At 61.1% G+C, this 22074-nt stretch carries 18 protein-coding genes, 1 other RNA gene and 1 pseudogene; 14 read left to right on the forward strand and 6 right to left on the reverse strand.

The window, feature by feature from the left end:
- Positions 1-39: 39 nt before the first annotated feature.
- The 4 genes and pseudogenes from BREU_RS06090 to BREU_RS06105 all read right to left on the reverse strand — a co-directional run bounded on the left by BREU_RS06090 (position 40) and on the right by BREU_RS06105 (position 5183).
- Entirely contained in the window at positions 40-2148 is a 2109-nt protein-coding gene (locus BREU_RS06090; RefSeq protein ID WP_044088847.1) for a GmrSD restriction endonuclease domain-containing protein, read from the reverse strand.
- A gap of 207 nt (positions 2149-2355) precedes the next feature.
- Positions 2356-3012, reverse strand: a complete 657-nt coding sequence (locus tag BREU_RS06095) for a GNAT family N-acetyltransferase (RefSeq protein WP_238567017.1) — start codon at positions 3010-3012, stop codon at positions 2356-2358.
- Between the two features lie 153 nt (positions 3013-3165).
- A pseudogene (locus BREU_RS06100) lies at positions 3166-3796 on the reverse strand (response regulator).
- A 133-nt stretch (positions 3797-3929) separates the two neighbouring features.
- The gene (locus BREU_RS06105; RefSeq protein ID WP_081886577.1) at positions 3930-5183 is read right to left on the reverse strand and encodes a sensor histidine kinase; all 1254 of its coding nucleotides are present in this window, start codon (positions 5181-5183) and stop codon (positions 3930-3932) included.
- Between the two features lie 342 nt (positions 5184-5525).
- On the opposite strand from BREU_RS06105, the gene BREU_RS06110 reads away from it, so the two are divergent.
- The 3 genes from BREU_RS06110 (at position 5526) to BREU_RS06120 (ending at position 8330) form a co-directional block, all read left to right on the forward strand.
- Positions 5526-6107 carry an Ltp family lipoprotein gene (locus BREU_RS06110; protein ID WP_044088849.1) on the forward strand — a complete coding sequence of 194 codons (582 nt, stop codon included), beginning with the start codon at positions 5526-5528 and terminating at the stop codon, positions 6105-6107.
- Between the two features lie 184 nt (positions 6108-6291).
- A complete protein-coding gene (locus BREU_RS06115) occupies positions 6292-7191 on the forward strand; it encodes a Bax inhibitor-1/YccA family protein (protein ID WP_044088850.1) in 900 nt (299 codons plus the stop codon).
- A 149-nt stretch (positions 7192-7340) separates the two neighbouring features.
- Positions 7341-8330 (forward strand): DMT family transporter, encoded by a 990-nt coding sequence (locus BREU_RS06120; RefSeq protein ID WP_081886592.1) that lies wholly within the window; start codon positions 7341-7343, stop codon positions 8328-8330.
- Positions 8331-8427: 97 nt separating this feature from the next.
- Here BREU_RS06120 and BREU_RS06125 read toward each other — a convergent pair whose 3' ends face one another.
- Positions 8428-9168, reverse strand: coding sequence for a GTP pyrophosphokinase (locus BREU_RS06125; RefSeq protein WP_181162268.1), 741 nt, complete (start codon positions 9166-9168; stop codon positions 8428-8430).
- A 265-nt stretch (positions 9169-9433) separates the two neighbouring features.
- Between BREU_RS06125 and miaB the strand changes: the two genes are divergently transcribed.
- Together miaB and miaA are read left to right on the forward strand one after the other, a co-directional pair.
- Positions 9434-10888 carry a tRNA (N6-isopentenyl adenosine(37)-C2)-methylthiotransferase MiaB gene (miaB, locus tag BREU_RS06130; RefSeq protein ID WP_044088852.1) on the forward strand — a complete coding sequence of 485 codons (1455 nt, stop codon included), beginning with the start codon at positions 9434-9436 and terminating at the stop codon, positions 10886-10888.
- A 127-nt stretch (positions 10889-11015) separates the two neighbouring features.
- A complete protein-coding gene (miaA, locus tag BREU_RS06135) occupies positions 11016-12005 on the forward strand; it encodes a tRNA (adenosine(37)-N6)-dimethylallyltransferase MiaA (RefSeq protein WP_044088917.1) in 990 nt (329 codons plus the stop codon).
- A gap of 98 nt (positions 12006-12103) precedes the next feature.
- Here miaA and BREU_RS06140 read toward each other — a convergent pair whose 3' ends face one another.
- Positions 12104-12850 (reverse strand): Fic/DOC family protein, encoded by a 747-nt coding sequence (locus tag BREU_RS06140; RefSeq protein ID WP_044088854.1) that lies wholly within the window; start codon positions 12848-12850, stop codon positions 12104-12106.
- 135 nt (positions 12851-12985) lie between these two features.
- Between BREU_RS06140 and BREU_RS06145 the strand changes: the two genes are divergently transcribed.
- From BREU_RS06145 to hpf, 9 genes are all read left to right on the forward strand, one after another.
- A complete protein-coding gene (locus tag BREU_RS06145) occupies positions 12986-15985 on the forward strand; it encodes an FtsK/SpoIIIE family DNA translocase (protein ID WP_044088855.1) in 3000 nt (999 codons plus the stop codon).
- Between the two features lie 87 nt (positions 15986-16072).
- On the forward strand, positions 16073-16708 hold the full coding sequence (gene pgsA, locus BREU_RS06150) for a CDP-diacylglycerol--glycerol-3-phosphate 3-phosphatidyltransferase (RefSeq protein ID WP_044088856.1): 636 nt from the start codon (positions 16073-16075) through the stop codon (positions 16706-16708).
- A 3-nt stretch (positions 16709-16711) separates the two neighbouring features.
- Positions 16712-17227, forward strand: coding sequence for a CinA family protein (locus BREU_RS06155; protein ID WP_044088857.1), 516 nt, complete (start codon positions 16712-16714; stop codon positions 17225-17227).
- 325 nt (positions 17228-17552) lie between these two features.
- Positions 17553-18071 carry a helix-turn-helix domain-containing protein gene (locus BREU_RS06160; RefSeq protein WP_044088858.1) on the forward strand — a complete coding sequence of 173 codons (519 nt, stop codon included), beginning with the start codon at positions 17553-17555 and terminating at the stop codon, positions 18069-18071.
- A gap of 99 nt (positions 18072-18170) precedes the next feature.
- A complete protein-coding gene (locus BREU_RS06165) occupies positions 18171-18404 on the forward strand; it encodes a DUF3046 domain-containing protein (protein WP_044088859.1) in 234 nt (77 codons plus the stop codon).
- A gap of 263 nt (positions 18405-18667) precedes the next feature.
- Positions 18668-19885, forward strand: coding sequence for a recombinase RecA (recA, locus tag BREU_RS06170; protein ID WP_044088860.1), 1218 nt, complete (start codon positions 18668-18670; stop codon positions 19883-19885).
- A 6-nt stretch (positions 19886-19891) separates the two neighbouring features.
- Positions 19892-20563, forward strand: coding sequence for a regulatory protein RecX (locus tag BREU_RS11565; protein WP_081886578.1), 672 nt, complete (start codon positions 19892-19894; stop codon positions 20561-20563).
- A 160-nt stretch (positions 20564-20723) separates the two neighbouring features.
- Positions 20724-21096, forward strand: an RNA gene (gene rnpB, locus BREU_RS11290) — RNase P RNA component class A.
- 230 nt (positions 21097-21326) lie between these two features.
- Positions 21327-21995 (forward strand): ribosome hibernation-promoting factor, HPF/YfiA family, encoded by a 669-nt coding sequence (gene hpf, locus BREU_RS06180; RefSeq protein WP_044088861.1) that lies wholly within the window; start codon positions 21327-21329, stop codon positions 21993-21995.
- The last annotated feature ends 79 nt before the right edge of the window (positions 21996-22074 follow it).

The raw sequence follows: 22074 nt of genomic DNA on the forward strand, positions 1-22074 counted from the left end.
CCATGTCTCCGGCCGTCCTGCATTTATGGGTCATGTGGATCAGTGGGACTGCAGACGGCACTGCTTCCAGATGTCGCTGAGCTTCTGACCATTGGACGTGCGCTTCCATACTTCAAGCCCGCCGCTGCGACGGCCTCCCGCAGCGGCACGGGCGGCCGCAGTGGGCGTCGGGTATTCCGAGCCGTCATCCAAGCGGAACCGTCCGTTCTCCGTCACCGTGGCATACCAGCGTTCGCCCTTGCGAGGCCGCTCCCAGACCAGCCGTTCGCCGGGCACCAGCAATCCGGCCTGAATCACCTGACGGATGGTCACACGTTTCGAGCTGTGTGCTGCGTGCGCCGTCGGCGACTGCGCGAGCTGATCGATGCCTTGGACGGTGAGATCGTTGTTGTTGCGGTCATAACGGATGCCCCAATAATCCACAATGAGGCGAACCGTCTCCGACTGCCGCTTCTCAAGCAGCGAAGGCGTGCAGTCGTTGTAATCCTTCAGCTCATTGGTCAAAGGAAAACGGCGTGAATCCGAGCGCATGAGCATGCGGTCACGGCGCGCGGCGAATTCGTTGAACTTGTCCAGCTGCTCTTCGGTGCCTTGGACCAGTGCCAGATTGCCCAGTCGATACAGCCAATGGTCATGCTGCTCGGGTGACCAGTCACTGAACGATTTCGAATGTTCGATATTCACCGGCATGATAGGCAGTGCGCTGCATTTGCGCGGCCTGTCAAGGTGGGATTGCGCCTTCTGCTCATTGGCGCGGATGAGCAGCAGTCGAACCAACGCATTGTCTGATTGCAATTCCCCTTGCAGGCGCACCACGGCGTTCTCCTGGTCGTCGTCGCGGACTTTCAGACCGTTGCACCGTTCGACCAGATACCCTTTGTCGAGATCGCGGATAGCGGCGTTCGCATACCCGCGTCTGTCTGTGACGTCGGTCCGAATCAACGTACGGATTCCGGTCACGCGTTCAAGAGCCGACAGGATCTCCGACAGACGGCGTTCATCGTGGGGCTCCAATGCGGCGAGCGACGTCGATGCCTTGACGTTCCGTGAGCCGCGTTGTGCGAACGGCGGGCAATCGGGATTGCCCAGCTGACGATACGAATTGACCAGCGCCCACATGGCTACGGGCTTCCACTCATGGTTGCGGTAGTCGTTCAGTCCCTCGAGACGATGCCGGATTTCGGCGGGCAGTATCGTCTCGTTGGGTTTGGAGATGATGCGCCACGCCATCGCATACGGGGCGAGCACGGTGTTGATGAACGAGGCCACCGTGCCGTTGTCGATATGAGGCTTGAGCACATTGTCGAGGAAATCCTCGATGAGCTTGCCGGTATCCGGCTGATGGGCGAGGATGAGATATAGGTATGAAAAGAACTCGTCGCTCTCATGCGGGTCGTCGCTGATCGGGTCGATGATGTCGTCCCAGCGTTCGGTATAGGCGTCAAGCTCCGCGTCACTGAGCCCGGATGTGGCCCGTGCCTTGAAGACGTCGGACGGCGTGAGCGGCAATCCCCGCATGTTCATCACGTCGAAGATGCGATGGGCGCCATCAAGGTTGTCGGTCGTGACGATGACCAGGGTGACCTGATTGACGAGGTATTGGGCGAACTGCTGCCGCGCGGACATGCCCCACGCGGATATCTCGTCGTACACATTCCGGATGTTCGTTACCATATTGCGTTGCGCGGCGGTGGCCAGATCGTCGTTGTCCATGTCGAACACGGATTCGAGGTTGTCCTCCTGGACGTGTTCCCGGAAGAATGACGCGTCGCGTTCGCGCAATGTGAGCCGTGGCTCGCTGATGATGCCGCGCAGCTTGTCGCCGGGTTCCACCAGCAGCGCGTCGAGCTGGTGCATCAGGTCGGCGTCCTGTTCCAGATCGCGCAGCACGGCGATGATGATGGATAGGGATACCAACCGCTGCTGCCCGTCGATGACGTCATAGCGGTTGTCACCATGGCGGACCAGGATCAACGAGCCGAGGAAGTACGGGGTCTGCGGTGTTTTCGAAGCGTCATGCAGATCACTGACCAGTTGGAGAATGTTCTCGGACTTCCAGATATACGCCCGCTGGAAGGAAGGCACCGTGAAACGGAAATCCGGTGTGAACACCTTTCCCAGTGGCAGTTCCCGTGCGTTGATGGCCATATGATCCCCCTGTCCGCCCCTTCGCCGTCGGTTGCTGGAGCCGCTCGCATGCATGTGCCGATGGATACCGCACTCGCATCCGCATGCAACAGTTCCGCAGTTCAGCTTACCAGCGCAAGCTGGCAAACGCGGGGGCGGTATCCGCGCGTATGCCGGCGATGCGGTTTGTGTTGTGGAGCGCTCCGTGGCAAGTACGGTTCCGCAGCGTCAGTCGTGCTCGGGAACCGCGCCCTCATAGAGATAGAAGGACATATCGTCATGATGGTATCGGGATGCGTCCAGGTCGATGGACGCGATCCGCTCGAGCCCATGATGGGTGTAGAAACCCACATTGCAGGAGGTGTCCGTGAACAGGAAGTACTTCGTCATGCCGCTCCTGCGGAAATCATCGAGCATCCTCCGGAACATACGCTTGCCCAGACCATGGCCTTGAGCTTCAGGTGAGAGCGCGAAGAGCACCACTTCGGCGGCATAATCATGGCCGGACCGCGAAGCCCGACTGCGCAGCATCCGGTCCAAGGCAAGGATGCCCACGATTTCATGGGCTGCACGCAGGCCTTCACGGGAGCGCATGAGTCCGCCCAGAAGACGGAGATACCTGCGGGCATGCGTATTGCATCGGTTCCGGGTCTCACGTGAGTCGATGCGGCCCAGAATCAGCGCGACCGGTTTGCCATCCACCACTGCGGTATAGGCGTTGGTGGTTCGGGCCAGACAGTTCTCCCAGTCGGCCTCGGCCGCGAGCATGCCGATACGTTCGCTGAAGTCGGCATACCAAGTGCGTCGCACCAGATCGATCAGTGCGGGGTGGTCGTCTCGCTGCAAAGGGCGAATCGTTGCGGTCTCATGCTCAAGTTCTTGCATGTGTTTCATTATGCCTTATGCCCAGGGGCGGAATTGCACTGTGCTGCGATACCGTGTGCGGCGTTTGCGGCGGAATCCGACTGGGAGAGGCCATTGTGCAGGAACGGGAGCGTACTCAGGCAATCCGCCGAAGAGACGCGGCCTATATAAAGCCTACAATCGTGCCGGCAGGTCGGCGCGCTCCACCAATCGGGCCATCTGCACGCGGCCCATGTCGAGCTTGTCGGCGGCCGAGGAGAGATGCGCCTTGGCGGTACGTTCCGAGATGAACATCCGGGAGGCGATTTCGGCGTTCGTATAGCCTTCCGCCGCGAGCATCACGGCCTCGCGCTCGCGGTCGGGCAATGCATCGAGCAATGCCCGCGCCTCGTCCCTGCGCGATTGGGGACGCGACTTGCTCAAGCCGTCGATCAGCTGTTTTTGGCTGACCGTCATTGAATTGGGGCTCGCCTGTGCATACGCCGATGATGCGGCGGATGATGCAGTCCGGGGCGTCGGTCTTCGATACGAATCCTTCGGCACCCGCCTCCACTGCACGTTCGACGGTGCCGGAGGGACTCAGCGAAGTCAGAATCAGCACATGCGGAGCAGGGGAGAGCGCTCGCAGTTGGCGGGTCGCCTCGATGCCGTCCACTCCGGGCATGGCGATGTCCATCAGCACCACATCCGGATGTTCGAGCGCGGCTCGGCGCACGCACGTCTCACCATCGGTGGATGAGGAAGCCACCACGATTCGCCCGTGGGAATAATCGTTCAGAATCAGACTCATCGCTTGGCAGATCATCGGGTCGTCGTCGATGATGCTGACCCTGATCGGCCTTGTCCCGATGCTTTCGGCATCAGTCTGCGCGCCATCGTCCGGCACCGACTGTGCGGCGGATATGGTACTGCCGTTCTTCTCGCTCACAGAAGACATCTTAGCTGCGCCACGGCAACTGCACGTCCACGTGGAACAGGTGGCGATCGTCCACGCCATACCGGCATTGTCCGCCTGCCGCATGCACGCGGGCCGCAAGACCGGGCAGCCCTGCGCCATGACCTGCTCGGTGAGCGGCTTTGTCGGTAGCGGTATCGGTAGCGGTATCGGGCATCGGATTGCTGATATGGATGTGCACGCCGGACTGCGGAGCCACGGAGACCTCCAAGGAGACCGGCATGCCGGGGGCGTGCCGCCGCGCGTTCGTCAATCCTTCTTGGATCGCCCGGTAGGCGGCCTTGCTGATGGCCTCATCCAATGCACTCAGCTGCTGGATATCGATCCACGTGTTGAGCGAGGTGCCGGAATTGCGCGTATCGGTGATCAACGCGTCCAATGATTCACGGGTCAAAGCGGTGTTGTCGGATGGGGCGAGCTGCTCCCACGCCTGTTGCGGGTTGCGCAGCATGTCGATGATTGCATGCGCCTCGTCCAACGCTCCAGCCGACTGGCGGCGAATGTCTTCGGCCTTGTCCGCCAAGGCCTTCGCCTCAGGCGTGTCTCCGAGTCTGTCAGCCTCCGCCTTGAGTGCACTGGCGTTCAACGCCATCAGGGACAGCGAATGGGCAAGCGTGTCATGGGCTTCGGCGGCGATCGCGTCGGCGAGTTGCTGGTTGTGAAGATCGCTTTGCAATGTCGCCGCTTGGGTGGTGGCTGCATCGGCCATCGCGTTCGCCGTGCGCAGGCTGGCGCGCGACCGGATATGCAGGCCGATGAGCACGGCGATGGCCACGAAAATCAGCGAGGCCACCGCCGCGCTGATCACCACGGTCGGTTCCTCCACCATCATGACAATCGGCTCACCTGAATCGCCGCCGGTATCCGGTTCGGCGAAGAACAAGTGCCATATGGATGCGTCAGGTTGTTGGAAGGCGTCCCGCAACTGGCTGATCAGCGTTACTATGGTGCCCGCAGCGACGGCCCGTATGGTCGTGTGTCGGTCGGTTCTACGGGCCAGCAACGATGTCATCGCCATCAAGGCGATCAATGAGTCGAACGGGAACACCACGACCAGTATGCAGGAGATCCAGAATGTCGCTTCCGGATACTCGTTGCGCGCCAGCAGCAGAAAACCGGACGGCAATGCGACCAATACACATATGACGACCAGCACGAACCCGGCGGAATCCTGATCGAAATTCCTCGAAAAGAACGAGGTCTGCGACAGACACATGAAACTGGCCAATGGCACCATGGTCGCCGAGCACCATCGCTTAGTGATCACAGGCACCTCATCCGGTTGAGGTCTGGACGTAGTCGTTGTTCTTCGACTTGGCGAAATCCGGTGGCGTACTTTTCTTTCCGGCTGCGTACCTGCAACGTTTCGATCAGTCATGGATACCACTGTATGGCCTGTCCCAGCCTGCCGCCACTGGACGCCAGGGCGGAACCATGCCCGGCAAATTGCCCGACCGGGCAGAGGACTCTGACCATTCGTCCACTACCTTCGGCGACCGTCGAACGGTAACGTCGAAAACGATTCAATCAACGGGAAGACATTGCGCCGCAATGGTGCAGTTGAGGAAAGGAGAGCGTCATGGCACATCAAGACGAGGCTCAATCGGCATCCGGAACCAAAACGAAAAAGCCAATCTGGAAGCGTTGGTGGTTCTGGCTTGTCATTATCGTGGTGATTGCGGCCATCGGCAGTCAAATGGGAGGGGCATCTGGGCAGACGGGGACGCAGTCCTCGCAGAGCAGCTCCAGCCAGAACGCGACCAATAACGCTGGTTCGGACAAGGACTCCACAAATACCGGTTCCACCGGTACCGACAGTGCCGACAATGGCGGTGCCGATCAGAAGTCCGACGTGCCTGCCGAATACCGATCCGCGTTGAAGAAGGCGGAATCGTACGCGACCGTCATGCATATGTCCAAGCAGGGCATCTACGATCAGCTCACCAGCGAATACGGTGAGAAGTTCTCCGCCGAGGCCGCCCAATATGCCGTCGACAACGTCAAGGCGGACTGGAACGCGAATGCGCTGGCCAAGGCGAAGAACTATCAGGAGACCATGTCCATGTCGCCTGAGGCTATTCGAGACCAGCTCACCAGCGAGAACGGGGAGAAATTCACCGCCGAGGAAGCGGATTACGCCATCCAGCATCTCAATGAATGACCGATCTCTTTCGCGATGGGGCGTTACGCCAATCCCGCCATCCGCTTTCGGAAGGCGGGATTGGTGCTGCTGCGCGGCCTGCGGCGGACAACAGCGACGTTTCGCCCTAAGACGAGGGATTTCATGGAACGTTCAGGTTTGTTCGGCTAGGATTGGTTCTGGAACAACAGATGAAGGAGCGAATATGACATTCGGTCAGCAGCCCCAGAACAACGGGCAGTACAACCCGCAATACAATACCCCCGACTACAACGCCGCCCAGCAGGCAGGATACGGACAGAACTACGGCGCTCCCCAGGGCGGACACCAGTTCGGCATGAACTATCAGAACGTCCAGCAGCAGTACCAGTACGCGCAGCCGCAAGGTGCCGGCGCAGGCGCGGCCGCCATCAACACCACGATGACCTACAACGTCGAAGAGGCGCGACGCGTTTCCGTCAGCAAGGTCTATGGCGAGATGACCATCGGCCTGATCGTCACCGCCATCGTGGCTGTGGCCGGACAGGTCACCGGCGCCTATTACAGCTTCCTCATGGCCACCGGCATGATCGGTCTCATCGGCCTGTGCGTGGCACAGGTCGCACTCGCCGTGGTGCTCGGCATGCGCGTGACCAAGATGAAGTCCTCCACCGCCCGTGTCATGTTCTACGTGTACGCGGCACTGATGGGATTCACGCTGAGCTCCATCTTCATGGTCTATGACCTCGGCTCCATCGGCCTGGCGCTCGGTATCACCGCCGCGTTCTTCTTCGCCCTCACCATGTTCGGCATGACCACCAAGATCAATATGCTCAAGGCCGGTCCGATTCTCATGGTCGGCCTCATCGTGCTCATCATCTCGCAGGTCGTGCTCATGTTCCTGCAGGTCGATGGCATGACGCAGATCGTCTGCGCCATCGGCTTGGTGCTGTTCGCCGGCATGACCATCTACGACGCGCAGTCCACTCGCGCATTGCTCACCGAATATGAGGCGCAGGGTCCGGAGATGGTCAAGAAGATCTCCATCCTGTGCGCGTTGAACCTGTACCTCGATTTCGTGAACATGTTCCTCTACATCCTCCAGTTGCTCGGCAACCGCGACTGACGGACAACCGATGATGCGACGCGTGCACTGACGTGTGCACTTGCAGCGCGACACATGGCAAGCCCGACCACAATGTGGCCGGGCTTTTTCATGCCCGACACAAACGCGAGTTAGGTTGGTGCCCCATGAGAAGACAAGAGCTTATGGGCATGTTCTGCCTGTTGTTGACCGCGCTGATCTGGGGATTCGCGTTCGTGGCGCAGGTGCAGGGCATGGATTCCATGTCGCCGCTGTTCTTCAACGCCAGTCGATTCACGTTGGGCGCGCTCTCTCTTGTGCCGATTCTGATTTGGCAGCGCTGGCGGGGGCGTGTGGGATCGTCCGTCGCCGCCGTGGATGCTGACTCCGGGCGACCTGTTTCAGCATCGCCGGATACGTCGGAAGACGCATCCTCGCATGGCACACACGCCGTGCCGTTCTGGGCGGCATGGCTCGCCAATCCGATCGTGGTTTCCGTGTTGTGCGGCGTGGTGCTGTTCACCGCGAGCACCCTGCAGCAATACGGCATCCTCTACGGCAAATCGGCCGGTCGGGCCGGATTCCTCACCGCCCTGTACATTGTGATGGTGCCGCTGCTGGCTTTCGTGTTCCTCCGCCGTCGTATCGGCATTCTGGTCGGCGCGGCCGTGGCGTTTGCAGTCGTGGGCTTCTACCTGCTGTGCGTCACCGACGGGTTCGGCTCCATAGGCTTTGCGGACATCCTGTTGCTGTTCACTGCCGTGCTGTTCGCGGCCCATATCCTCATCATCGACACGCTAGGCTCCAAGGTGAACGCCATTGTCCTGTCGTTCGGCCAGTTTTGCACCACTGCGGTCCTGAGCTGGATTGGCTCGATGATCGAAGGCTCGGTGGATTGGGTCGGGGCGGCGCATTCCTGGCTGCCGATTCTGTATGCCGGCATTGGATCGGTGGGCATTGCCTACACCTTGCAGGCGGTGGGGCAGCAGTGGGTGCCGCCCACGCGGGCGAGCCTGCTGATGAGCCTCGAATCGTTCTTCTCGGCCGTTGGTGGTGCGATCTTCCTCGGCGAGGTCATGACCCCGCGCGGCTACCTCGGTTGCGCGCTGATCTTCTTCGGCACGCTGCTGGCCCAAGCCCCCGCCAAACTCCCGAAGTTCCGTGACGGAAGCGATTCCTGAGTGCGGTTTCGGCGGTGGAAGTGCTGTATCTGGTCGGCCGGAGTCGCTTCATGATGTCCTATGTCCACGCCACTGTCCACGCCATCCTGCCTGCGCATCAATCCGAGGTCTTCGGTGCTTCGCCCACCTGAGGCGCGCCATTGATGTCGCGATGGATGTTCTGCATCTGCACCTCGATGTTCTGCAGGCTGCGCGAGCAGTCCAGCAACGTCTGCGAATGCTCGTTGAGCTTGGTGTCCGGCAGGTCGGTCTTGTATCGGAGCGCATGCTCCAGTGACGCCCAATAATCCATGGCGATGGTGCGGAACTGCACCTCCACGGGCGTGTAATGCGCGCCCGAGGAAAGGAACACCGGCACCGCGTAGATCACGTGCAGCGAACGGTATCCGTTCTGCTTGGGTTTCTTGATATAGTCCTTGACGCGGAGCACCTGGATGTCGGACTGCGAAGACAGATAGTTGGATACGGAATAGACGTCATCTCGGTAATTGCAGATCACGCGGATGCCCGCCACATCGAACAGGTTGTCCTTGATGGCGTTGACGCTGACGGGCAGCCCTTTGCGCTCCAGCTTGCCGATGATGGAGTTCACCGATTTCAGGCGGCGCTCCATGTGGTGAATCGGATCATGGCTGAAACGCACCTGGAATTCGTCGTCGAGAATCTCCAGTTTGGTGCTGATCTCATACATCGCTCCCTCGTAGACCTGCATCAGGTCGATGAATTCGGTGATCTGATCGGCGTCGAAGCTGCCTCCGGGCAGGTCGAGCATCTTCAGACGGGCGTTCAGGTCGGCGGTGTTGAGACGGTTATGACGGTCAAGTATCACGACCACCAATATACCGTTCCTGCTTGTCGTGGCCTGAATGCCGGCGCACAATCTCCTCAAGTCGCACATGCTTTTCCGGTCGTGGCCCACAGGCATCCACAAGTCTCCCGTATTCGTCTATGTATCCAATACCGGACAGGATCCTGTCTGATGCTGCCCTATGCTGTCCGATCCTGTCCGGGGCGGGCGGCTTCGATGCCGCAGGATGTGGGCATGCCACGCAGTTGTCGAGTGTTTGTCTCCATGACGAACCCACTGGATAGAATCGCACCTTATGAATGAAGACATGATGACCGAGGCGGAGCGCGCCTCGATTGAGGCTGACGGTGCGGAAATCGCAGCAGGGGAGCGCGGCAAGGGCGTATTCCATATCCATACGCTCGGATGCCAGATGAATGTGCACGATTCCGAACGCATCGCCGGCGTGCTTGAGGCCAATGGATATGTGCCGGCCACCCAGGAACAGATCGATTCCCATGATTTCGACGTGATCGTGCTCAACACCTGCGCGGTGCGGGAGAACGCCGCCGAACGCATGTACGGCACGATCGGCCTGTTCAACCGCATCAAGATGCAGCGGCCGAACCTGCAGATCGCCGTGGGTGGATGCATGGCCCAGCTCGACCGCGAGACGATCGCGAAGCGGAAGCCGTGGGTAGCCGCCGTGTTCGGCACCAAGAACATCGAGGATCTGCCCAGACTGCTGGAGCAGAACCGCATCACCGACAAGCCCCAGGTGCGGGTCAGCGACAAGCTCGAGGAATTCCCGAGCGACCTGCCAGCCGCCCGCGCATCCCGCGTCAGCTCTTGGGTGGCGATTTCCGTGGGCTGCAACAACACGTGCACCTTCTGCATAGTGCCCACCACCCGCGGCAAGGAGAAGGACCGTCGCCCTGGCGATGTGCTCGCGGAAATCCGCCGGTGCGTGGCCAATGGGGCCAAAGAGGTGACGCTGCTTGGGCAGAACGTGAACTCCTATGGCTACGGCATCGGCGACCGTTATGCCTTCAGCAAACTGCTGCGCGCCTGCGGTGACATCGAGGGGCTGGAGCGCGTGAGGTTCACTTCGCCCCATCCGGCGGCGTTCACCGATGATGTGATCGCCGCGATGGCCGAGACCCCGAACGTGATGCACCAGCTGCATTTCCCCCTGCAATCGGGGTCGGACCGCATCCTGCGCGCGATGCGCCGGTCGTATCGTTCCGCCAAGTTCCTCGACATCCTCGGCCGTATCCGCGCCGCCATGCCGGACGCGCAGATCTCCACCGACATCATCGTCGGCTTCCCCGGCGAGACCGAGGAGGATTTCCAAGCCACGTTGGACGTGGTGCGTAAGGCACGGTTCTCCACCGCATTCATGTTCATCTACTCGCCGAGACCCGGCACGCCGGCGGCCTCCATGCCTCAGATCCCCCGTGACGTGGTGCAGGAGCGCTTCGACCGTCTGGTGGCCTTGCAGGAGGAGATCACCCAGGAAAACATGGAAAGCTTCGTGGGGCGCGACGTCGAGGTGATGATCACCGGCAAACTCGGGAAAAAGGACAATGACACGCATCGTGTCACCGGGCGCGAGAGAACCGGGGTGCTGGTGCATATCGGCGTGCCGGAGGGACAGCCGGTGCCGGAGATCGGCGATTTCGTGACGGTGACCGTGACCCACGCCGGACGGCACAATCTGCTGGCGGACCCCGATTCCGCCGCGGGACAGACCTATTCCGTTCGCCACTGAAGACATACGTCCGGCGCTCTGCGATCTCTATGATTGCTTCGACATCAGGGTGCAACCAAGGTTCCTGTGATCAGGGATTGGACGCAGAGCTGGTTTAGGGAGAGAGACTGTGCAGGAAGAAACACACATCACGCCGCGAGTGGTCAGTATCGTCGGCCCGACCGCTTCGGGCAAAACAGGTCTCGGCATCGCCATCGCCCAACGACTGGCGGCGCAAGGCGAACGGGCCGAGATCGTCAACGCGGATGCCTATCAGATGTATCGCGGCATGGATATCGGCACCGCCAAGCCGACCGCCGAAGAGCAGGCTGCGGTGCCGCATCATCTTATCGACATCATTGATCCCGAAGAGTCGATGAGCGTGGCCCGTTTCCAACAGCTCGCCCGCGAAGCCATCGCCGACTTGCAATCGCGTGGCGTCAGGCCGATTCTCGTCGGCGGGTCGGGATTGTATGCGCGGGCGGCCATCGATGACATCACCTTCCCCGGCACCGACCCCGACGTGCGCAGGAAATATGAGGAGAGGGAGAAGACCGAGGGCTCAGGCGCGTTGTTCGACGAACTCAAAGCCAAGGATCCTGAGGCCGCTGCGCTAATGGACCCGCATAACCCCCGTCGCACCATACGGGCGTTGGAGGTCATCGAGCTTACAGGACAACCATACTCGGCGAGTCTTCCGCGGTATCGGTATGTCATCCCATCGGTGCAGATCGGTTTGGACCTGAGCCGTGAGGAACTGGATCGGCGCATCGATCTGAGAACCAAGCAGATGATGACCAACGGTTTCGTGGAGGAGGTGTGGCGCCTACGCCCGCATCTTGGTGCCACCGCCGTGCGTGCGCTCGGCTATCAGCAGATCATCGACCTGTTGGACGGCATCTGGGACGAATACGACGCCTTCGCCGACATTGCCCAGAAGACCAAGCGTCTTGCACGCAAACAGATGGGCTGGTTCGGCCGTGATCCACGCATCCATTGGCTTCAGGCGTTGAATCCGAAGCTTGTCGACAACGCGATGGCCATCATCGCCCATGCCGATGCTGGCGATTACGATCCCATCGATGCTCAGGCTGATGCCTATGTGCAACACCATCTTGGGGACATCGCCGCCGCCTGAAACACCACACTCTGGCTCCCTGCTCTGGCTCCCTCTGACGAGGGTGCTGTCAGCGAAGCTGACTGAGGGAAAGATCGCAGCCGTAAGGCCGCATGTATTCAGTGCGCAGGACCCTGGTCCCAACCGGCAATCAGAAACACGCGCGTCGGATTCGCTGGACGCAGCATCGCCTCGAACATGCGCTCGAATGCGGAGATATCCCCACGATACGCCGTATGCTTGGCCGTGCGATATATGTCGCGTGTCACCATGCCCCAGTCGAGATCCCATCCCGCGTCATGCGCGAGACGGGAGCCGAAGATGCGCAGTACCATCGCGTTGCCTCCGCGGAACGGATGCAGATAGCCCAGCTCGTCGTATATGACCGAGAACTTTTGGACGAACACTTCCCTGTCCAGGGCATGCAGATTGCGGTTGTCCGCCAGTTCCATCGCGATGTTGTGCGCTCCGGTCTCTATGAGCCCGGCAGGGAAAAAGGCCTCGGGATTGTTGGCGCGGGCGCGGTCGTTGGTGATCTCGCGCGTGGTGTTCGATGTACGCAGTTTCCCGGCGTCATCGAACACTCCCTCGAACAGGCCGCGGTGGATCGCCACAAGCTCATCCAGATCGCCGGAGGGATTCCAACGCCGTTCCGCCAGCAGCACCGTGCGCGCAAAGACCGCGTCGGCACGGTTCGCGGCATGATCGTCAAGGCTGCCGTCTGACAGACGGTTCTCGCCATTCGGCCCAAGGATGTTCAGGCGCATGGCCGTCTGCTCGTCGGCCACGTCGATGAGATGGCTCACATCCTGGACGCCCTGCTCATAGGCGGCTGCGGCGCGCATCGTCGCTTCGCCCGGCGTCATCGCCTCCAGTGCGCAGTTCCTGAGTGCAAATGCGACTGCGCTCGCACGCTCTGCGGGTGTCATGGAACCCATGATAAGCCATGAAACATGTCATACGGCGACATGAACCCCCGTACATGTAGAATCAGACGCGATATGGCACGTACAGCATCCTCCAATAGCACACAATCCCGCAAGACCCGTGGCGGTGGCAACACCTCGACGCATGACGGGGAGACCGCAGTCCAGCCGGAACTCGATGCGGAGCCTGAACCGCTATGGCATAAGCTCCTGCTCGCCATCCCGCGTGCGCTGGGCTCGGGTGTCCGCGCCATCGCCGGTGTGGGGGAATACGACCCGGCATATCGGCGTGACGGGTTGTGCTTCATGCTGCTCGTTCTCGCCATCCTCTTCTGCGCTTCAGAATGGTTCCGCGTCAATGGGCCGTTCGGTCGGTTCCTTCATGCCTTGGCCTCCGGCGTGCTCGGTGTGATGAGCATCGTGCTGCCGGTGCTGCTGGCCGCTGTGGCCATCCGTCTGATGCGCAACTCTGGTTATGGTTCCAGCAATCCCCGCGTGATCACCGGTTGGGCGTTGCTCATGTGGTCCATCTGCTCGATCATCGATGTGGCCCTCGCCGCGAATCATCCCGGCTTCGATATCACCGTGCTGCAATCCGCCGGCGGTCTGCTTGGGTTCTTCTTGGGCTCGCCGCTGGCGTGGGGGCTGTCCTCCGCGTTCGCCATCGTGGTGTTCGTGGTGTTCGGTCTGTTCTCCGTCATGATGATCACCGGCACCCACGTCACCGATCTGCCGGAGGATGCGCGCAAGCTGATGGCGTTCATCCAGCGCAAGCCCTATGCTCCCAAGGGCCAGGATTCGAATGACGGCGACGATGAGCGCAGCCAGTTCCCCAATGAGGTGCGTGTCGGCGACACTACGCTGGCGTTCGCGGATGGCGTGCCGACCCATGACGGCGACGACGAAGAAGAAGGGGAAAACCCATCCCCGTCCAAGCCTGGTTTCTTCACACGGCTTTTCGGTCGCAAGCCCAAAGACGAGGGCGACAAGACGCTTGACCGGTATGCCGCCGACGACCCCTTCGACCGGGCGGCGAGCCGGCATGGGGCCACCGCCGAAACACCGGTGGTGGATCCCTCCACCGGTGAGATTCTCGGGGAACATGACGGAGGGCGCACGGTTGCGTCCTCCTCCTATGATGGCCGTCCTCATGTGGCAGGTAACGCGCCGTTCGCCGATGATGCGGCCGATGCCGCGACTGTTGCAGGCACCGTGCCCGTCCTGTCTGGTGCGGCCGGCGCCGTTCTGCCACGGGTGGTCGCCAGCGGCAGCGGCACAGTGGCCATGCCTTCCAGCGCGGGCGGTTCCGGTACTGCGGGCGGTTCCGGCGGCACTACAGCGATGCCGTCCGGTACCACAGCGGACAATGACCCCTGGGCCCCCAGTGCCTTGCAGGCTGCCGGAGCCGCGGCTGTTGTCGCTGCAGGTGCCGCGGCCGCTGGCGCGAATGCGACCGCTCCCTATGCCGGGGCCGACGCGGATGGCAGCGGCGTCGGACAGTCCGGTGCGGTTGCGGATGGCGAAACCGGCACCGATGACGACGCGAATCGTCCCTACCAGTTGCCTGACCTGAACCTGCTCGCCAAAGGCCAGCCCCATGCCATGCGCACTCCGGCTAATGACCGTGTGATTCGGGCCCTGACCTCCACATTCGAACAGTTCAACGTGGATGCCAAGGTGGTGGGCTTCCTGCGTGGCCCGTCAGTGACCCAGTACGAGGTCGAGCTCGGTCCCGGCGTCAAGGTGGAGAAGGTCACCAATCTGCAGCGCAACATCGCGTACGCGGTGGCCAGTTCGGATGTGCGTATCCTGTCTCCGATTCCCGGCAAATCCGCTATCGGCATCGAAATCCCGAACGAGGACCGCGAAATCGTGCATCTGGGCGACGTGTTGCGCTCCGACAAGGCGGTGGGCGACCCGAATCCGATGCTCACCGGTATCGGCAAGGACGTGGAGGGGCACTTCGTCACCGCCGACCTGACCAAGATGCCGCATTTGCTGGTGGCCGGCGCCACCGGTTCCGGCAAGTCCAGTTTCATCAACTCGATGCTCACGTCCATCATCATGCGTGCCACGCCTGAGCAGGTGCGCCTGATCATGGTGGACCCCAAGCGTGTCGAGCTGTCCGCGTACGCCGGCATCCCGCATCTGCTGACTCCGATCATCACCGACCCCAAGAAGGCCGCACAGGCTCTGGAATGGGTGGTCAAGGAGATGGATTCACGCTATTCCGACCTGGAATACTTCGGCTTCCGCCATGTCAAGGATTTCAACGAGGCCGTGCGCGCCGGCAAGGTGCATGCGCCGCTGGGCTCCAAACGCAAGGTGGCACCCTACCCGTACATCCTTGTGGTGGTCGACGAGATGGCCGACCTCATGATGGTGGCCAAGAACGATGTGGAAAGCTCCATCCAGCGCATCACACAGCTCGCGCGAGCCGCCGGCGTGCATCTGGTGCTCGCCACACAGCGCCCGTCCGTGGACGTGGTGACCGGCCTGATCAAGGCCAACATCCCCTCGCGTCTGGCGTTCGCCACGTCTTCGGCGACCGATTCGCGAGTCATCCTCGATACCGTCGGTGCCGAAACGTTGATCGGACAGGGCGACGCCCTGTTCCTGCCGATGGGCTCCGCGAAGCCGATTCGTGTGCAGGGGTCGTGGGTGTCCGAATCGGAGATCCGCAAGGCAGTGGAGTTCGTGCGCACGCAGCGCAAGCCGAGATACCGCGAGGACATCGAGGAGATGGCCAAGGAGGCGGAGAAGAAGAACGGCATGGAGCCGGATGAGGAGATCGGCGACGATATGGACGTGCTGCTCCAGGCCGCCGAGCTCGTGGTCACCTCCCAGTTCGGTTCCACCTCGATGCTGCAGAGGAAGCTGCGCGTGGGCTTCGCCAAGGCAGGCCGTCTCATGGACCTGCTCGAGACCCGTGGCGTGGTGGGCCCGTCCGAAGGCTCCAAGGCCCGTGAGGTCCTCGTGCAGCCCCAGGACCTGCCGCAGGTCCTCGCGTTCATCCGCGGCGAGACCAGCTCGCTGAACCCTTCCCAGCCAGCCCAGGGCGAGCTCGGCGAGTAACGGCTCGGCTTTTCAGAGCAGCTTTCAGCTTCCCTTTACCTAACGTAGAAGTATGGGGGTAACGTGAACATTATGACTAATGAAGCAATGGACAAGCAGGGCACACCCAAGGCCTCCATCTTCGACGGATGGAACGCGGCGCCGAACCTGGTCACCTATTCGCGCATCGTGCTGGTGATCATCTTTCTGGTGCTGGACGCTCTGGCCGGTGAATGGGGCGCCGACAACCTGACATTCCGTTGGATTGCGGCGGTGTTGTTCATCATCGCGGCGTCCACCGACAAGATCGACGGCTGGATGGCCCGCAAATACAATCAGGTCACCGAAATGGGCAAGCTCATGGACCCTATTGCGGACAAGCTGCTGACCTGCGGTGCCATGATCGTGTGCTCCGTGTTCGGAGAACTTGGTTGGTGGGTCACTATTCTGTTCCTGATTCGTGAGATCGGCATCACCGTGATGCGCTTCTTCGTGATGGAGCGTCCGGGTGGCAAGGTCATCGCCGCCGCATGGCCCGGCAAGCTCAAGACCGTGTTCCAGTGCGTGGGCCTGTCCATGCTGTTGCTGCCGATGTGGGCTCTGGACGGCAGTGCCACCACTCCGCTGTGGCTCACCGCCTACTACTTCCTGACTTACACGGTGATCTATGTGGCTTTGGTGCTTTGCCTGTACTCCGGTGGCGTGTACCTGTACAACACCTTCGTGGCCCCGAACAAGCGCTGAACGATGAATGCCGATGACCTTGCCGCAGCCGTATTGGCGATCTGTGAATCACGTGGTGTGAAAATCGCCTGCGCCGAATCGCTGACCGGTGGTCTGCTCGCGGACGCCTTCGTGCGAATTCCTGGGGCATCCCGCGTGTTTCTGGGGTCGGCGGTGACCTATGACATCAACGCCAAGGCATCCATCCTTGGCGTTGACAAGGCATTGCTCGACCGCGAGGGGGCGGTGCACCCCGAAGTGGCCCGCCAGATGGCGGTGGCGACGGCGAGGCTGTATGACCAGCCGGACTATGCAGGCCGTGTCATCGGGCTATCCACCACCGGTGTGGCGGGTCCCGGCCCTGATGGCGACAAGCCGGCCGGATTGGTATATGTGGGGTTCCGCATACCGCGAGACGTTGCTGCGGATCGAGCCGAGCATGTCGAGGCGGTTGAATTGCGGCTTTCGGGCACTCGTGAGGATGTCCGCCATGCCACCGTGCTGCATGTGCTCGAGCGGCTTCGTGCGTGGCTCGGATAGTTGGGTTGCCTGTTCCGGGAATGATTCGGTGCATCGGTCTGGGCTAGTATCCTGCGCCATAAGTTCGTTGATTAATTCACTACCCCTCAGTCCCGCTTCGCGGGCTAGCTCCCCTGACAAGGGGAGCCTCATATATTCAACGAATTAGTGATGCGGGATACTAGGTTGCGGTTTCGGTGGCCGTTTCACCGGCGAATGACCGATGCGATACACGCCTTAAGCAAAACCTGAGTCTATTTACAGCAACTTTTCAGGAATAAAACCCGTGGTGCATGGTGTTGAACTGTATGGAAACACTGAACAGGCCTGGAAGGGGGCTAAGGCGATGGAAACGATGACGCGGGCGGATGAGCAGATGGATGTTGCCGTCAAGAACCCGATGCGAGTGCAGCCGGGCGTTGCCCGTATGCGGGAACTCACCCCGGCCCAGCGCCGCGCGGTGATGTTCGCGCAGCAGCAGGTATTGAAGGCACAGGCCGCGAAGAAGGCCCGCGATGAACGTGCGGCAGCACGCGAACGTATGTGGCAGGACGAGGAGGCCGGATACGCCAAGTCCCGCCCTGCGGCTGTGCAGAACGTAGCTGCCGAATCCGAAGCGCATGACGTGTCGCTGCGTGAGGCTATCGGTCACGTGCTCCGCGATTTGCGCACACGCGACCGTCGCACGTTGCGCGAGGTGTCCGAGAAGGCAGGCGTCTCTCTCGGCTACCTCTCCGAGGTGGAGCGCGGCCAAAAGGAGGCCAGCTCCGAACTGCTGAGCTCCATAGCCGATTCGCTTGGTGTGAGCACTGCACAGATGCTGCGCATGGTTGCCGACTATCTTGACTCGGTCAATGAGCGGTAATCATTTGTGAGGCTGCTGTGGGGCCTGTGACGGTGGTATTCGTCACAGGCCCTGTTGTATGTTGCCGGATATTCGCCGGGTCGTGGCACACTTTCGGGTATGCGTGAACGTGAATTCTGGGAATTGCTCGAAGAGGTGTTCGGCCGCAGCTATGGCCGCTCGCTGGCCCGCGATCAGCGCATGCCCAAATTGGCGAATATGACGGTGCTTGAGGCGCTCGACGCTGGGGAAGAACCGCGGGTGGTGTGGAACGTGCTATGCGATCAGATGGAAGTTCCTGATTCGAGGCGCTGGGGGCACGACCACAATGCTCCACCGATGCCGGCCGCATGAGGCGTGTTTTCGGCGTGTCGCACAAGAATTCGAACAGATGTTCGTATGTTGCTCTATAGTTATCCACAGTGAGATGAAGCCACAACCGTGTGCATGGCGGCGCTGACCTGAAGTAACGCCTTACGGCAGTAGGGCTGTCGCTCTGAGGAGGGGCATGGGCCACGAAGCTGGAACCACAGAGGTCCGTCGGGCTTGCCGCATGAGGTTGCTCTTGCATACGGTGGGAGTGACCAACCGCTTACGACTTCGATAAGGAGAAGATCATGGCACAGGAGACCAAGTCGGCACCGCAACCAACCGGTGCTGCCGAACACGAGCTCGATCCCAAGCGCAAGGCCGCGCTGGATGCCGCGTTGGCGCAGGTCGAGAAGAGCTTCGGCAAAGGTTCGGCGATGCGTCTGGGTGACAGGCCGGAACAGAACGTCGAGGTGATTCCCACCGGTTCGCTAGCGCTTGATATGGCGCTGGGCATCGGTGGGTTGCCCAAGGGGCGCATTGTGGAGATCTACGGTCCCGAATCCTCCGGCAAGACCACATTGGCATTGCATGTTGTCGCCAACGCCCAGAAGAAGGGCGGTGTGGCCGCGTACATCGACGCCGAGCACGCGCTTGACCCTTCCTATGCGCGCAAGCTGGGCGTGGACACCGATTCGCTGATCGTCTCCCAGCCGGACAACGGCGAGCAGGCGTTGGAGATCGCTGACATGCTGATCCGATCCGGCGCATTGGACGTCATCGTCATCGATTCGGTGGCGGCATTGGTGCCGAAGGCCGAGATCGACGGCGATATGGGAGACAGCCATGTCGGCCTGCAGGCCAGGCTCATGAGCCAGGCGTTGCGCAAGATGACTGGCGCGCTGTCCCAGGCGGGGACCACCGCCATTTTCATCAACCAGCTGCGTGAGAAGATCGGCGTGTTCTTCGGCAACCCCGAGACCACCACCGGCGGCAAGGCGTTGAAGTTCTACGCTTCGGTGCGCATGGACATCCGCCGTATCCAGACCATCAAGAACGGGGACGAGGCCGTGGGCAACCGCACCCGAGTCAAGGTGGTCAAGAACAAGATGGCTCCTCCCTTTAAGTCCGCTGAATTCGACATGCTCTACGGCGAGGGCATCTCCCGTGAAGGGTCGGTCATCGACATGGCTCAGCAGGTAGGCGTGGTCAAGAAGTCTGGCTCATGGTTCACCTATGAGGGCGACCAGCTCGGCCAAGGGCGTGAGAAGGTCCGGCAGTTCCTCAAGGACAACCCGACGATCACCGAGGAGATCGAGAACAAGGTCAAGGCCCAGTTCGGCCTTATCGCGCCATCCGACCAGTTCGCAGAGGACGAGGAGGCCGCGGCAGCTGCTGCTGCAAGCGAGGCTGCTGCCGCCGATGAGGCCAAGGACAGCAAGGCGGCGGCCGCACGGCAGAAGTCGGACAAGACCGCGGAGAAACCTGCCCAGACGGCGGCCAAAGACGCCACCGCGAAGGTCTGACGCGCGATGATCGATGCCGCTGAATTCCTTCAGCGCAATCCTGCCGTCCTCGGACATGCTGTACCAGGGAATGCAGGAACAGCTGAAGCTGAGGCGTCTGCCGTGTCATCGGCCCCGGATTGTTTACGACACTCACTGTTCGGTGGTGCTTCGGAAAGATGCCACAGGAGCGCATCAGCCGGCGGGGCGTCGGCTGATGCGCAGGCTCCGAATGCCCCGAATGAGGATGAGGACGCATGCCGGGAGGCGGCGTTGAGGCTGCTCGATGCCGCTCCCCGGTCATCCGGGGCATTGCGAGACCGTCTCGTCGGCAAAGGATATGCCGAAGACGTCGCAGACCGGGTGATAGCACGGCTGATTGAAGTGCGGCTGCTGGATGACCGCGAGTACGCCGAATCGGTGGTCCGGATCTGCGCCAACCGCATGATGGGGCGGCGCGGCGCAGCCATGGAACTTGCCCGCAAAGGCGTGGATCGCATGCTGGCGTCGCAGGTGACCGAGGAGGCCGAACAGAACGGCGTGTTCGAGGAAGCGGCGTGGGAATTGGGGCGTAGTGTGGCGCGCAAGACGCAAGGCCTCGACCGGCAGGTGCGTCAGCGTCGCTTCTGGGCCGCGGGTGGACGCAAAGGGCACAACCCGGCTATCCTGCGCGAAGTCGCTGCCGAGCTGCTGGGATAGTTCGATGCCTGGTGAGCCGTTCGCTCCGTTGGAGCGGTCGTTGGGGGCAGCCAGCGGGATGGCTCTCTCGACGGTACGTGATGGAGGTTGTTTTCGTCGGTTGTATCGCACGAAAGCGATTCCCGGATTCTTCTCCATGCCGTATGTATAATTACAGGCTTGAGACCTCTTGATGGCCGCGGCCGTGATCTTCATTGGGATCGGCTGAGGAACTTCCGGGCTCCATAGAGCACGATGGCGGATAACGTCCGCCCAGGGTGACCTGAGAGATAGCGCAGCAGAGAACAGACCGCCCGTCCTCGACGGGTAAGGGTGAAACGGCGGTGTAAGAGACCACCGGGCCGCTGGTAACAGCAGGCCGCATGGCAAGCCTCATCGGGAGCAAGGCCAAGCAGATGGCGGTAAGGGCTGCTCGCCCGTGTCATCGGGTAGGCTGCTAGAGCCTGTCGGCGACGTCAGGTCGAGATGGATGGCCATCCGTGCAGCGCATTCGCGCGGCACGACAGAACCCGGGGTATAAGGGGTCTCATATCATCTTTTCCCGTTTTGCCGATGGCGCTGTGTCCAGCTTAGTGTCCAGCTTATAGAGCGGATTGTTTCACGAAGGTTTGTGGAAACAAACATATTGCTTTGAGCGAGCAGTCGGGCGCGTTGCCGATTGTTTACGCATTGTTCGTCTACAATGAAACGTATCCAAGCGGTGATGTTGCCGTTTGGACCCACATATAGCGGGTGAAACCGCTTGAGTCACTAGGAGGTCAACATGGAAATCGTCGTTACCGGACGTCACACACAGATCAAGCAAAGGTTCCGTGATGTTGTCGAGTCCAAGATGAATCGTGTGACCGCAATCGCCCCGGATGCACAGCGCGCGCAGATCGTGCTGACCCATGAGGGCAACCCGCGTCAGGCAGACACCGCCAAGCGCGTGGAAATCACCGTTATCGCGGGTCGTACCGTGGTTCGCGCCGAAGCCTCCAGCACGGATGAGTTCAGCGCATTGGACATGGCGCTCGACAAGCTGACGCTTCGCCTGCGTCGTACCCGCGATCGCCGCAAGGATCATCGTCGTGGATACACCAACCCGGTGCCGGTCGATCTGGGTGCCGCCGCTCCGGAGCCGGAGGTCGAGGAGGCCGATGAAGAACCGAACAACAGCCCGGCTGCCGCTGTCGCCTCCGATCTTGGCCCTGGCGAATCCGTGGAAGTCCAGGTTGGGGATACGCCGATCGTCATCCGCCGCAAGCTGCACATCGCCGAGCCGATGAGCATCGACGAGGCGCTGTACGAAATGGAGCTCATTGGACACGATTTCTTCCTGTTTGTCAACAAGGACACCGGTCGTCCGTCCGTGGTCTATCACCGTCACGGCTGGAGCTACGGCGTGTTCGAGATCGACACTCCTGAAAACGTCAAGAAGGCCGAAGCCTGACGCTGAACCCCGATAAGGCAACAGCCGAATAGCAGGCAATCGAGATAAGCCGCTTCCCGCCAACGGGAGGCGGCTTTTT

Source organism: Bifidobacterium reuteri DSM 23975, assembly GCF_000741695.1.
Lineage (GTDB): Bacteria > Actinomycetota > Actinomycetes > Actinomycetales > Bifidobacteriaceae > Bifidobacterium > Bifidobacterium reuteri.